This is a genomic window from Pedobacter xixiisoli (assembly GCF_900215335.1).
GTDB classification, from domain to species: Bacteria; Bacteroidota; Bacteroidia; order Sphingobacteriales; family Sphingobacteriaceae; genus Pedobacter; species Pedobacter xixiisoli.
The window spans coordinates 287,633-301,649 of sequence record NZ_OCMT01000002.1 but is presented as its reverse complement, the minus strand read 5'-3'; the positions used below and the strand labels follow the sequence as shown (position 1 = coordinate 301,649).

General features: G+C 35.8%; 10 protein-coding genes. 8 read left to right on the top strand and 2 right to left on the bottom strand.

What is annotated here, in order from left to right; all coding sequences use genetic code 11:
• The first annotated feature begins 65 nt into the window (after positions 1 to 65).
• From CRO54_RS07450 to CRO54_RS07420, 7 genes are all read left to right on the top strand, one after another.
• Complete coding sequence (locus tag CRO54_RS07450; RefSeq protein ID WP_097130536.1) at positions 66 to 1,241, top strand: PDDEXK-like family protein; 1,176 nt, start codon at positions 66 to 68, stop codon at positions 1,239 to 1,241.
• A gap of 51 nt (positions 1,242 to 1,292) precedes the next feature.
• Entirely contained in the window at positions 1,293 to 2,747 is a 1,455-nt protein-coding gene (locus CRO54_RS07445) for a class I SAM-dependent DNA methyltransferase (RefSeq protein ID WP_097130533.1), read from the top strand.
• The gene (locus CRO54_RS07440) at positions 2,744 to 3,952 is read left to right on the top strand and encodes a restriction endonuclease subunit S (RefSeq protein WP_097130531.1); all 1,209 of its coding nucleotides are present in this window, start codon (positions 2,744 to 2,746) and stop codon (positions 3,950 to 3,952) included. Before CRO54_RS07445 ends, CRO54_RS07440 begins: the two co-directional genes overlap by 4 nt.
• The gene (locus CRO54_RS07435) at positions 3,949 to 5,358 is read left to right on the top strand and encodes a KAP family P-loop NTPase fold protein (protein WP_097130529.1); all 1,410 of its coding nucleotides are present in this window, start codon (positions 3,949 to 3,951) and stop codon (positions 5,356 to 5,358) included. Before CRO54_RS07440 ends, CRO54_RS07435 begins: the two co-directional genes overlap by 4 nt.
• 1 nt (position 5,359) lies before the next feature.
• Positions 5,360 to 7,843: an EcoAI/FtnUII family type I restriction enzme subunit R gene (gene hsdR, locus CRO54_RS07430; RefSeq protein WP_097130527.1), complete on the top strand. Its 2,484-nt coding sequence runs from the start codon at positions 5,360 to 5,362 to the stop codon at positions 7,841 to 7,843.
• Positions 7,844 to 7,974: 131 nt separating this feature from the next.
• Positions 7,975 to 9,384 (top strand): 3'-5' exonuclease, encoded by a 1,410-nt coding sequence (locus tag CRO54_RS07425; protein ID WP_205943962.1) that lies wholly within the window; start codon positions 7,975 to 7,977, stop codon positions 9,382 to 9,384.
• Between the two features lie 643 nt (positions 9,385 to 10,027).
• The gene (locus CRO54_RS07420) at positions 10,028 to 10,579 is read left to right on the top strand and encodes a hypothetical protein (protein ID WP_097130526.1); all 552 of its coding nucleotides are present in this window, start codon (positions 10,028 to 10,030) and stop codon (positions 10,577 to 10,579) included.
• A 640-nt stretch (positions 10,580 to 11,219) separates the two neighbouring features.
• Here CRO54_RS07420 and CRO54_RS07415 read toward each other — a convergent pair.
• Together CRO54_RS07415 and CRO54_RS07410 are read right to left on the bottom strand one after the other, a co-directional pair.
• On the bottom strand, positions 11,220 to 12,572 hold the full coding sequence (locus CRO54_RS07415; RefSeq protein ID WP_138765780.1) for a hypothetical protein: 1,353 nt from the start codon (positions 12,570 to 12,572) through the stop codon (positions 11,220 to 11,222).
• 83 nt (positions 12,573 to 12,655) lie between these two features.
• On the bottom strand, positions 12,656 to 13,150 hold the full coding sequence (locus tag CRO54_RS07410) for an SRPBCC family protein (RefSeq protein WP_097130521.1): 495 nt from the start codon (positions 13,148 to 13,150) through the stop codon (positions 12,656 to 12,658).
• Between the two features lie 198 nt (positions 13,151 to 13,348).
• On the opposite strand from CRO54_RS07410, the gene CRO54_RS07405 reads away from it, so the two are divergent.
• Positions 13,349 to 13,819, top strand: coding sequence for a DUF1572 family protein (locus CRO54_RS07405; protein ID WP_097130519.1), 471 nt, complete (start codon positions 13,349 to 13,351; stop codon positions 13,817 to 13,819).
• The last annotated feature ends 198 nt before the right edge of the window (positions 13,820 to 14,017 follow it).

The window sequence follows — 14,017 nt, the reverse complement described above, 5'->3', positions numbered from 1 at the left end:
ATATCATTTGTTTAATAGTTGTTAATTCATAATTTAGCATCACATCAAATAGCAAACTCAATTGTATGTCTAACGCTCACTTTCAAAACTTGCTTAGCCAAGTTAATAACCTCTTTGCCCGTTACGAAAAAGTAAATGAATTAACAGGTAATAATTTTAACGTATTTAGAATACTTAAACTCGAATCATCTGAAGTTAGAATGCACTCTGCATTTTTAGCCGAATTACTAAACCCTAAAGGTAGTCATGGACAAAAAGACGCTTTCTTAAAGCTATTTATAGATATGTTTTGCTACAAAGGTAGGCAAATCGACACGCAAAGTGCCGAGGTATTTGTAGAGAAATATATCGGTACGGTTAATTATGAGGACCCCGACGGAGGAAGGATTGATATTTATATCAAAGATAAATACAATAACTACCTTACCATTGAAAATAAAATTTATGCTGGTGACCAAGATGGACAGTTAGCCCGCTATCATAAGCATGCAGCGCATTCAGACTTGTTTTATCTAACGCTGGAGGGAGAGATACCATCTGAAAAAAGCCGAAGAGGTCTTGAACAAGATAAAGATTTTAAATGTATTTCTTATAAAGAAAACATTATAAATTGGCTAGAGGCATGTAGAAAAGAAGTGGCTATTATTCCAATAGTTCGTGAAGCAATTAGCCATTATATTAATCTTATTAAATATTTAACCAATCAAACTACTAATCACAATATGGAACAGGAATTAACAGCACTTACAAAAACTAATTTTAAGGCGGCTTTTGCCATAGCTGGCAATTTAAATCATGCTATCCAAGAAATGGCAACTGATTTTGGAGAGGAAATGATTAATATTTTGAAAGAAAAGGGGATAGAATGTGATTATAATATTGATTTTGGCAGAAATTATACTGGTATTTATTTAGGGAAAGAGGAGTGGAAATATATTCGTATTGGCTTTCAATTTTGGGCTAGAAATCATAATATGATTTTTGGGCTTACCATCAACGGAACAGACAATTGGAGTCGACCTATGGAAATTCCGTTACAATTGAAGGAGCAATTGAAAAATTTGCCTAATAATGAAAAACGAAATAACAATTGGTGGCCTTGGTATAATCATATGGAGGAAACTTATGGTAACTGGAATAAAGCTGAAGCTTATGAAGCTATTTTAGATGGGCGAATGCGACAGATTTTTATTGAGAAAATTGACATGTTGATAGAGATGACAAAAGAAATTGAGCGTTAGATGAGGCTTAATTTTAATAACTTTACCTTTTGATAAAACACAAACGAAATAATGTTCGAACAAACTTTTAAAAATATTGATGATATACTGCATAAAGACGCAGGTTGTGGTAGTGAGTTAGATTATGTAGAGCAAACCTCTTGGATTTTGTTTCTCAAGTATTTAGATGATTTAGAAGTTGACCGTGCTACGGCAGCAGAACTTACGGGAAAAGCTTATACGCCAATCATTGCTACCGATTACCAATGGACAGTTTGGGCGGCACCAAAATTGGATAATGGCAAAATAGACCATAATAATGCGTCAACTGGTGATGATTTGCTTGATTTTGTAAACAATAAACTATTCCCTTATCTCAAAACATTTAAACAAAGTGCTGAAAGTGCTGATACCATTGAGTATAAAATTGGGGAGATTTTCAGTGAATTAAAAAACCGCATACAAAGTGGTTACAATTTGCGGGAAGTAATTAATCGTATTGATGAATTACGTTTTAGAACCCATGCCGAAAAGCATGAAATGAGCCATTTGTATGAAGCTAAAATACAGAACATGGGTAACGCCGGGCGTAACGGTGGCGAATACTATACACCAAGACCGCTCATTACTACCATTGTGAAAGTAGTGGCGCCTAAAATTGGCGATAAAATATACGACGGTGCCGTGGGTAGTGCAGGCTTCCTTTGTGAGGCTTTCGACTATCTGAAGAATAGTAAAGCACTTTCTACCAAAGAAACCGAAATACTACAAAAGCGTAGCTTTTACGGGAAAGAGAAAAAATCATTAGCCTACATCATTGGCATTATGAATATGATTTTACATGGCATAGAAGCCCCTAATATTATCCATACCAATACGCTTTCAGAGAACTTAGCAGATATACAGGAAAAAGACCGTTACGATGTTGTCCTAGCTAACCCGCCTTTTGGTGGTAAAGAACGTGCCGAAGTACAACAAAATTTCCCTATTAAAACTGGTGAAACAGCATCGCTTTTTTTGCAACACTTTATTAAAATTTTAAAAGCAGGTGGTAAAGCAGGCGTAGTAATTAAAAATACTTTTTTGAGCAATACCGATAATGCTAGTGTTGCCATACGTAAAACCTTATTGGAAAATTGTAACCTACATACCGTGTTAGATTTGCCAGGAGGTACTTTTACTGGAGCAGGGGTTAAAACCGTTGTATTGTTTTTCGAAAAAGGAAAACCAACACAAAATGTTTGGCTCTACCAATTAAATGCAGGTCGTAATTTGGGTAAAACTAATCCTCTTAATGAGAAGGACTTAGCGGACTTTGTCAATCTAAGTTCATCTAAAGCTGATAGTGAAAACTCATGGACGGTAAATATTAAAGATATTGACCAAAACACTTTTGATTTAAGTGTAAAAAATCCGAATAAAAAAGAAGAAACTGCTTTACGCCAACCTCAAGACATTTTAGAAGAAATGAAAGCTCTGGACAAAGAAAGTGCTGAAACCATTAACTCAATTTTGGAATTGATATGAGAAAAGGTTGGGAAATAAGGAAGTTAGAAGAAATTTGCGAATTATCAGCTGGTGGCGATGTTCCCAAAGATAATTTTTCAGAAACTCAAACTGAAAAGTATCAAATTCCAATTTACGCAAATGGTGAAAAAAATAATGGACTTTATGGTTACACAAATACCGCAAAAGTTTTAAAACCTAGCATTACCGTTTCTGCAAGGGGCACAATTGGCTTCGCTGTAAAAAGGATTAAACCATTTTTTCCAATCGTCAGGCTAATTGTTGTAACACCAAATGATTTAAAAGAATTAAGTTTAGACTATTTAGATTACGCCTTAAGAAAAATTGATTTCAAACATAGTGGATCTTCAATTCCTCAATTAACTGTACCTATGATTAGGGATTATGAAATCCCTCTTCCTGAAATAGCTGAACAAAAACTTATTGTTTCCATATTAGATGAAGCCTTTGCTGTTATAGCCAAGGCAAAAGCTAATGCAGAAAAAAACCTTAAAAATGCCAAAGAACTTTTTGAAAGCTATTTGCAAGGAGTATTTGAAAATAGAGGAGAGGGTTGGGAAGAGTTTACAGTTAAGGAATGTATTGAAAGCAATATTATTTATAAACCTCTTGATGGTAATCATGGGGAAATTCATCCGACAAAAGCTGATTTTGTTGACTCGGGTATTCCTTTTATCATGTCTCGAGATATGAAAAATGGAGGAATAGATGAAATTGGATGCAATTTTATTACAGAAAAACAAGCTAAGAGTCTTCGAACAGGTTTTGCTAAAAATGGGGATGTGCTTTTGTCACACAAAGGAACTATTGGAACAGTTTCAGTGCTAAGCACTACCAGAGATTTTATTGTTTTAACACCACAAATAACCTTTTACAGAATTAAAAACAAAGAAAAATTGATTAAAGAATTCCTTTACTACTATTTTCTTAATCCAAGTTTTCAGAAAGATATGAATTCAGTTGCACAAGGAGGTTCTACAAGAGCTTATATTGGAATTACAAAACAATTAGAACTTAAGATAATAATTGCTCCATTTAAACAACAAATAAATATTGTTAACAAATTAGATGCAATACGATTTGAAACGAAAAAACTAGAAGCAGTGTATCAAAAGAAAATTACTGATTTGGAAGAACTGAAAAAATCAATTTTACAAAAAGCTTTTGCAGGAGAATTAAATGTTAAAGAAGCTGTGATGGTATGAAAATAAAACACCACGAAATAGAGATACCTGAAGAAAATCCATTCGTCAATTGCAAACTGGAAAGGGAACCCTATGCGAAAGTTTTAACCAGCATTGTAAATACTTATGCAGATGGTTTTGTATTGGCTATCAATAATGAATGGGGTACAGGTAAAACTACTTTCGTAAAGATGTGGCAGCAACAGCTTAAAAATGAAAGTTTTCAAACTATATATTTTAACGCTTGGGAAAATGATTTTGACAGCAACCCTTTGGTAGCGATTATGTCGGAGTTAAAAACTTTGACAAAAGCTGATAATAAAGAGATATTTAAATCAGTTGTTGAAAAGGGAGCGGTTTTAGCTAAAAATGTCGTTCCAGCGCTAGCAAAATCTCTAATTAAAAAATATGTTGTAGATATTGATGACATTTCACTTGATGCGATTGAAAATGCGACAAAGGGAGCAACTGAATTATTAGAAGAACAAATAAAAGATTACGCCAATAAGAAAAAAACTATTCATGAGTTCAGAACAGAACTTGAAAAGTTTATTCAAAAATCAGACAATAACAAACCTCTTGTTTTTATTATTGATGAATTAGATAGATGTAGGCCAACTTATGCAGTAGAAATACTTGAACAGTTAAAGCATTTTTTCTCCGTAGCGGGCATTGTGTTCGTGCTATCTATTGACAAAAAACATTTAGCAAGTTCTGTAAAAGGTTATTATAGAAGTACAGAGATAAATACCGATGAGTATTTAAGAAGATTTATTGATTTGGAATACACAATACCTATTCCGCCTCAGAAAGCTTTTTCAAATTATCTATTTGAATACTATGGATTCGATGAATTTTTTCTGTCTTCAGGCAGAAGTAGATTTCCTGATTTCAGAGAGGATGGCAATGCCTTGTTAAAAATGGCGGAGACATTATTCACTACTTCAAATGCGACACTAAGGCAACAGGAAAAAGTGTTTGGCCAAACTCGATTGATTTTAAAGAGTTTCAATTCAGATCAGTATACTTTTGCTCATCTAATGTTTTTTTTAGTTTATCTCAAAACAATGAAATTAGAAGATTACAGTAAAATAGATCGTAATGTATTTTCTTTACAAGAGTTAAGTGATTTGTTTGCGAGCTTAATGCCTACAAATGTTAGTTCTTATGGAATTAACTTTATATATGTACAAGCATTATTGCTCTACTTTTATAATAATAATAGAGAGTATCAAAACAGGGAAACATTGTATGAAAAAGATAATGAAGGAAAATTTGTGTCTTTGATAAATGCCAAGTTAGAAAATAAAAGATCAACATTGGGAGACTGCTTTAAACACATAAATGAGCAATGGAATTTTAATGATGGAAGTTTAAAGTATTTATTGAGTAGAATAAATCTGACCGAACCAATTTTAATGCAATAGTATGAACGAAGCAGAAACCCGAGCAGAATTAATAGATCCTAGGCTAAAAGCTTGCGGTTGGGGCGTTGTAGAAGGCTCTAAGGTGCTACGTGAGCACAACATTACTGCTGGTAAAATACAAGCAGGCGGCGGTAGGGGTAAACGTGATATTGCAGACTATGTATTAGTTTATAAGGGCATTAAGCTTGCTGTTGTAGAAGCTAAAAGTGAATTGTGTGAAGTTGGTGAGGGTGTAATGCAAGCCAAGAAATATGCGCAGAAACTGCAAGTAGAAACTACTTACAGCACCAATGGTAATGAAATTTACCAAATCTGCATGAAAACTGGTGAAGAGGGTTTGGTTACAGACTACCTTAGCCCAGAAGCCTTATGGAATAAAACCTTCCCTAAAAGTGAGGAAACTGATTTAGCTGAAGTTTGGCGAGAGAAATTTGCTAACGTACCTTTTGAAGATAAGGGCGGCACTTGGCAATTACGTTATTATCAAGAAATAGCAGTACAAAGGGTAGTTGAGGCTGTAGCTAATGGTGAAGACCGTATTTTACTTACACTTGCCACAGGTACTGGAAAAACAGCCATTGCATTTCAAATTGCTTGGAAATTGTTTCAAACCCGTTGGAATTTATCTGCAAATACTACTAACTATGTGGCACGCAGACCACGCATTCTATTTTTAGCAGACCGTAATATTTTAGCAGACCAAGCTTATAATTCCTTTTCTGCTTTTCCAGAAGATGCGCTAGTTAGAATAAAGCCAAGCGAAATAAAGAAAAATGGAAAAGTACCTACTAACGGTAGTATTTTCTTTACCATTTTTCAAACTTTTATGACAGCTAGTGCAGCATCGATTGCCAAAGATTTAGAAGAAACATCAGCTTTTTCATCAGCTGCCGAGCCTGTAGAAGTTTATCAAACCAGTCAGTTTAATTTTGGGCAGTACCCTGCCGATTATTTTGATTTAATTATTATTGACGAGTGCCACCGTGGGGGAGCTAATGATGAAAGCAGCTGGAGGGGAATTTTAGAATATTTTAAACCTGGGGTACAATTAGGCTTAACGGCAACTCCTAAAAGAAAAGACAATACAGATACTTACAAGTACTTTGGTGAGCCAGTATATGTATATTCGTTAAAAGAAGGCATTAATGACGGCTTCTTAACGCCGTTTAAAGTGAAGCGTATAAAAACTACGCTGGATGACTATCGTTACACTTCTGATGATACGATAGTGCAAGGTGAGATAGAAGAAGGAAAGCTTTACGAAGAAAAGGACTTTAACCGCACCATAGAAATTGTAGCAAGAGAAGAAAAAAGGGTTAAGATATTTTTAGACGAAGCCGACCAAAAGGAAAAAGCCATTGCTTTTTGTGCTAACCAGCCACATGCTGCGTTGATTAGAGATTTAATTAATCAAAATTCGAGAGGTAAAGACCCTTTTTATTGTGTACGTGTAACTGCTAATGATGGAGCAGAAGGGGAACGTTTCTTAAGAGAGTTTCAAGACAATGAAAAAACATTGCCAACTATTCTTACCACTTCGCAAAAACTATCTACAGGAGTAGATGCAAGAAATATTCGTAACATCGTTTTGTTGCGCCCAGTAAATTCTATGATAGAGTTTAAGCAAATTGTTGGTCGTGGTACTCGACTATTTGATGGCAAAGAATTTTTTACCATTTATGATTTTGTAGATGCTTACAAGCATTTTAGCGACACCGAATGGGACGGCGAACCACAGGAAGAAGAACCTTGTAAAGTTTGTGGGCAAAACCCATGCGATTGTGCGTATACGCCACCAAAGCCTTGCGCTGTTTGTGGCGAAAGATCCTGCGTTTGTGAAAAGGCTGCTCCGCAACCTTGTGAGAAGTGCGGTCAAAGTCCTTGTGTGTGCAAGAAAAAAGTGAAGATTAAACTGCGAAATGGTAAGGAGCGTGAAATACAACACATGATTTCAACCTCGTTTTGGAGCGCTGATGGCAAGCCAATTTCGGCAGATGAGTTCATGGATAATTTGTTTGGGGAATTACCTAAGCTTTTTAAAGATGAAGAAGAGTTGCAGAAAATGTGGAGCAATCCAACCACTCGTAAAGTGCTGTTAGAGAATTTAGATGCCGCAGGTTTTCCAAAAGATGATTTACTGACATTGCAAAGGTTGGTAGATATGGAGAAAAGCGATTTATATGACGTATTGGAATATGTTTTTAATGGAAATCATGTTGCAGTTACAAGGGAAGCAAGAGCTAAAGCAGCAGAAGCTACCATTTTTACGCTAATTAATGATAAACAGCGTGAGTTTATTGCTTTTGTATTAAGTAAATACATAGAAACAGGTGTAGACGAACTTGATCAAGATAAACTGCCAGTATTATTACAGAATAAATACCAGTCATTACAAGATGCTAAAGAGATTTTAGGAGACGTTGCGAATATCAGCAAGCTTTTTATAGAGTTTCAAGCGCATTTGTATAAGGAAGGGGTTGCGTAATGAAAAAATTAAATTTATGCTCTCAAAATTAAGTTCATCTAAACATGAAAAAATACTTTCCTTTTTAAACCTAGAATTAAAAAAGAATTGTATTAACAGACTAACGCATATTTTAAGTCTACAAAAAGCTAATGGAAATACTATATAGTATAATAAATGAACTGTATAGAGGATTGTGGTACATATTTGTTTCGACACCCGCTATAATTAATGAAGAAGGAGCCAGTAAAACTTTACTTATCTTATTTAGTTTAGTGTCTTTATTTCAGATTGGGTTTTGGTATTCTGCATTATTAATAATGTTTTTTCCCGATTTAAGAGAAAAACGTAAGTTAAACGTTGTAAAATATGTAGGTGTATCAATAGCTATGTTTTTTATATGTTTAGTTGAATATGCCATATTCGAAAATCTATATATTGGATTTTTATTAGGATTTATAATTTCTCCATCACTATTTATATACAATTATTATCCTAAAAAAGAAAAAACACTCAGGACATCGGGGTTAATAGGTTCCTTAATAGGTTTGCTTTTAGGTATTATATTTACTAGTTTATTTGTTGAAGATCCACAATATTTTGCCTACCCAATTTTCGCTGGTTTAGGTGGTTTTTTTGGATGGATTGTAGCTTTTTATCTTATTCTGTGGATAGTTCATATATTCAATATATATACAAAAAAAGAAGCCGATTACTTTATAAGCGTAGAAAGGGCTGCGACATTAAAAAGAAAAAAGGAATTGGAAGCTAAACAAGAAAATGAGCGTTTAACACGTTTAAGAGAAACTGAGCAAAAAAAACAACAAGAGATAGCTATAGAAAGAGAGAGGATTTTAAAGGAGCGTAACGCTTTTTATCAAAAAGCTAATGAAGATAGAGAGAAAAGATTAAGGGAAGAACGTAATCGTGTTGAAAAAGCTAAAAATATTCATACCTATGCTAAAAAATCAACAACACTAAAAAAATATCTTTTTTTCGATACAGAAACCTCTGATTTACCAAAGAATTATAATGCTCCTCCAAGTGATACGAGTGATTGGCCAAGATTGGTTCAATTAGGATTTGCCATATATGACGAAAATAGAGTTCTTCTTCAAAAGGAGTGTTGGTTAGTAAAGCCAAATGGCTTTCTTATTTCTGCCCAAGCAACTGAAATCCATAAGATAACGACTGAAAAAGCAATGAGGCAAGGACTGGAATTATCTCTAGTTTTAAATAAGTTTAATGAAGTATTAAAAATAGCAGACTATATTGTATGTCATAATGTTTCATTTGATGAGAATATAATGCTTGCTGAAATGATAAGAACTGGTAAACAAAACTATTTTAATGGCAAAAATAAGGTTTGCACAATGAAGAACACCACTAATTATTGTAAAATTGTTTCCTCTAAGGGGTATGGTGGTTATAAGTGGCCATCATTAAGTGAATTACACTTTAAGCTGTTTAATTCCAACTTTTCCAATGCACATAATGCTATTGCTGATGTAGAAGCTACTGTTAGGTGTTTCTGGAAATTGAAAGACTTAAAAGTATTTTAGAGTTAAATAAAGTTATCATTTAAAATGTTGGTAGGGAAGAAAGGTTGAATAAGGATTTAGGGACGAAGATTTTTTGGTTATTTGATTGGGGTTGAGATATCGCTAACAGACTTGAAGCTATCTCCTCATGCTTCGTCGATATGACGAGGAGGAAAGAATGACCAATAATAAAACTCCAATAAGCATATATTATTAAATTGAAGTAGGCTAATTAGTTAACCTTGGTGTATTCTTAAATTAAATGATTTACCCTGTGGTTGGTGTTATCACCAATCATTTTATAGATAATAGAGTTATAAAAATGGATTACAAATCCATTTTTATGTATGTACGGGATTATAAACCGAGCGATAGCGAGCTCACAGCGTAATCCAGACCAGCATGGATTATAAACCGAGCAATTGCGAGCTCACAATGTAATCCAGACTAGCACGAGTAAAAATTTTAAAAATCTCTCTGCAGTGTTGTTTTTATCATTACGACATCAACTCATAGAGAAGTCTATAATTGTCTACAGAGCCGAAATCAATCTTATACGTATTTTAAAAATAATAAATTGAGGATGAGTTTGCTATAATTAAGTTGGGTTGCGATAGAGGTAAAAGGCTCAATTTTTGAGTCCAGCACCATAAAATTTAATAACATGGTATATACTTTTAAATCATTTACGGCGCAGCTCTGTCTGGCAACTATCCTTATTTTTTCATTGTTATTCCAATCTTGTTCAGAACCTGCGGATAAATTTTTCGACACTGCTGTGCTGAATACAAATATGATCAACGATTTTGCTACGCCTAGATTGGCCAAACACATCAGCGACAATACCATTGAATTTGCGGATATTCCTTCGAGTAAAACAAAAGGTGATGAAGCCGTAAATGATGTGAAGAATAAGATTTTGTACTTGGAGAAATCTTTGAAGGATATTAAGGGACTATCTGATTCGGATAAACTTAGGAAGGCTATCAAGGAGGAATCTGTAGCACTTTACGTATTTGTGATTCCAGTGTATCAAAAAGAATATATGGCCTATGCTAAGCTTTGTGATGCGAAAGCTTCAAAAGAAGAAAGGGAGCAACTAGCGAAGTCTATTGAACAGAAGTATTATGCCGATTTTGAATTGAAGTTTAGCGCTTTGTTAACTAAGGGTAAGGCTTTTGCAGAGCAGCACAATATTCCTGTAAACTGGAATTAGATTTTACTTTTTAATAGTTATGGATTACAAATCCATTTTTACGTGGGTACGGGATTGCAAACCGAGCAGTCGCGAGCTCACAGCATAATCCCGACCAGCACGAAGATGCGAAATTCAAAGATTCCTCCGCTGCGGTCGGAATGACGGAAATAGGTGCGTCATTGCGAACTGAAGCGTAGGTTAAGCGGGGAGAGTGAAGCAATCTCTCCAATCCTTGCCCTGGTTCATCAATCATTTTTCAGATATTATAATTATGGATTACAAATCCATTCTTAAGTGGGTACGGGATTACAAACCGAGCAGTCGCGAGCTCACAGCGTAATCCCGACCAGCAGGGACGAAAATACGTGCGTCATTGCGAACTGAAGCGTAAGGCTAAGCGGGTAGTGTGAAGCAATCTCTCCAATCCTTGCCCTGCGGTTGGTGTGTTCGTCAATCATTTTCAGATATTATAATTATGGATTACAAATCCATTCTTAAGTGGGTACGGGATTACAAACCGAGCAGTTGCGAGCTCACAATGTAATCCCCGACCAGCAGGAGTTATTGGGGATGGTAAGGGGAGGAATAGTGCTCAATGAACTTTATAAACCTCACTACGTTCTTAATGAAGAGGAATAGTTACAGTTATAAACTGCCACTAAAGTTCACTCCACTTTGTAGCCAGCGGTTCATTGATTTTCATGCTTTTGTAATTCAACGTAACTTTATTCTTGCCATCGCTTGCAATGGTTGTAAAGGGCATTTTAATACCACCCACTGTTTTAATATTGCTGTAAGTACTCATCTGCTTCTTTTTGCCTATTTGGTAACTGTCGCCTATGATGCGGTATTCGCTATCGATTAGGTAAACGAATTGGTTCCCATCAACTTCAAATGACACTGCGTAACCGTCTTTGGTAGCGCTTACCCTACCTTTGCTAAATGCACTGTTGTTTTGTTCCTGTAGGCCCAGCACTCCAATGTAATCGTTATATTTTATCTCTTGAAGGCGTTCATTGTCGCTGATGGTTTTTTTTCCGTTGTTCCATGTCCAGCCTCCATTGGGGCCTATCTGTTCTACCACAATGAGCTTATCTCTGTTAAACATTTCGTTACGGAACCTATTGCCAGTTAAATCATTATAAGACACGAGTTTGATGCCGTTAATTTCTGCTTCGATAGTATAAGTTTTAATGTCGTCTAGTGCCGCACCACCATATACTTTTTTCACTTCTTTCAATATTTCTGCAGCACTAGGGAGCTTTGCGTTTGTTTTCTCTTGATCACTGTTAGTTTTATCGCTTTCATTATCCGTAAAGTAGAAACTGCCATCTATCACGGCCATCGCTTTGTTTTTTGCATCGCCTGCACTGGCAAAGAAACTATGTGTTGTGCTATTGCCATTCTCATAACTGAGCGTTAGTAAGCCATCTTTTAGTACATACTTCCCCTTTCCATCGCTTTTGGTATTGGTACCACCACCAATGTTGTCGCCAGCAATTACTGTGGTAGACTGTCGGTCTGTATCGAAATTGCCTTTTCCATCAAAATTTAACGTTTGCTTTGTGCTGGTGCCGATGTAGGTAGTGCCAGTAGCCATGCCACCGCTACCATTGATGAATTTGAAATGATATGAACCTTTAGGGATGCTATTGTCTAAATCCATTTTGAATAGCACATAAGTGCCAGCATCCAAATTTCCTCCTTTTGTAATGGTGAAGTTGTCTTTATCGCCGTTGACATAGGTAAGGTAGAGTTCTGATCCTTTAATTTCGTACGTGCCCCTTACCGCAGTTTTCCAATCTTTCTTATTGAGTTGATCGGTAAATGTGTTGTCTTTACGGAATAGAAATACTTCATCTGTTCTGTTCATGCCTCCGCCTAGTGGGTTAAGGCTTAGTCTTACACCTGCATAAACGCCGCTAAAGTTATCCGACGATTTGCAGGAAGTGGATACGACTATAGTTAGGCAGCATAAAATTTGGAGGATAAGATATTGAAAGTGCTTCATCACATCAGGTTAGGATCATTACTTTGGTATTTAAAAGCTGCTTTTTGGATCAGCAAAAATGACATCATTTTATTAAGAAGGAGCTATCCCTTGGCTAATAATGCACCAAGATTTTCTAATCCTGCGGTAAAGCCATCCTTGAAACCCATGTCTAGTGTCTTTTGTAAATCTTCTGGATTATCGTGTTTAATCACAATGTTGACTAAAGTTTGGTCGCCATCTTTAGTGAAGGTATTAGTCCAAAAAGAACGCGGAAGTTCATTGTCAACTTTACCTTCCTCATCGCAGAAACTATCTAGGAACGAGTAGCTTTTTAGCTCATCTATAGCTTCGTAATCTTCCCTGCTCCAATGTTTTTCATTTTCAGGGGATACCATTGCATATAACCAAAATCCGCCGATGCTAAAGTCCATTGCTTTAGTTTCTATGCGATAAGGTTGTGGCGCCCACCATTGGTCTAGCAGTTTGCTTTGTGTCCATGATGCCCATACTTTTTCTAAGGGTGCGGCAAATGCACTATTTACGGTTACGATACTGTCTTCTTTGTTGATGCTGAAGTTTGATACTGACTGACTCATTGCTGGTAGGTACTTGGTTTTATTCTTGATTTTATAATAAAGTATTTAATAAGGGTTTTTGTTTTAAAAGATCTGAAAGAGCAAGGAATAAGGAGCAAGGAACGAACCACATTAGCTCGCTCTACTCGGTTTGCGATAGCTGCTTAGTAACTTAAATAACTATCCACTATTCACCAGCATTTTGCTTAAATTTAACCTATGAACTACAGCAAGCAACTTGCCAATCGTTTTAGAGAGGTTATTTTAAATGGCACTTGGATAGCTAATACCAATTACAAGGATCAATTGGAAGGTTTGGATTGGCAGTTGGCTATAAAGCCAGTGCAACACCTCAATACCATTGCTGCTTTAGCGCAACATGTACACTATTACATCAAAGGGGTAAAGGAAGTACTGCAGGGAGGCGAGCTAACGATTAAAGACCAGTTTAGCTTTGATTTTCCTGAGTTAAACTCCCAAGCACAATGGGATGCCTTTCTAGTATTGTTTTGGCAAGATGCGGAAGAGTTTGTTGTACAGGTAGAAGCATTATCGGAAGCACAGTTAAGCGAGAATTTTGTGGAAGAGAAGTACAGTACCTACTTGCGTAACATAGAAGCAATGATTGAACATAGTTATTATCATTTGGGCCAAATAGTCTTGTTGAAGAAGATGTTGGATCATAATTGATTATTATATTAACATAACCTCACTAATCATTTTCTAGGTATTATAATTATGGATTACAGATCCATTTCTACGTGGGTACGGGATTACAAACCGAGCAGTCGCGAGCTCACAGCGTAATCCCGACCAGCAGAAAGATGCAAATTCAGAGATTCCTCCGCTGCGGTCGCAATGACGGAAATAGGTGCTTTATTGCGAAGC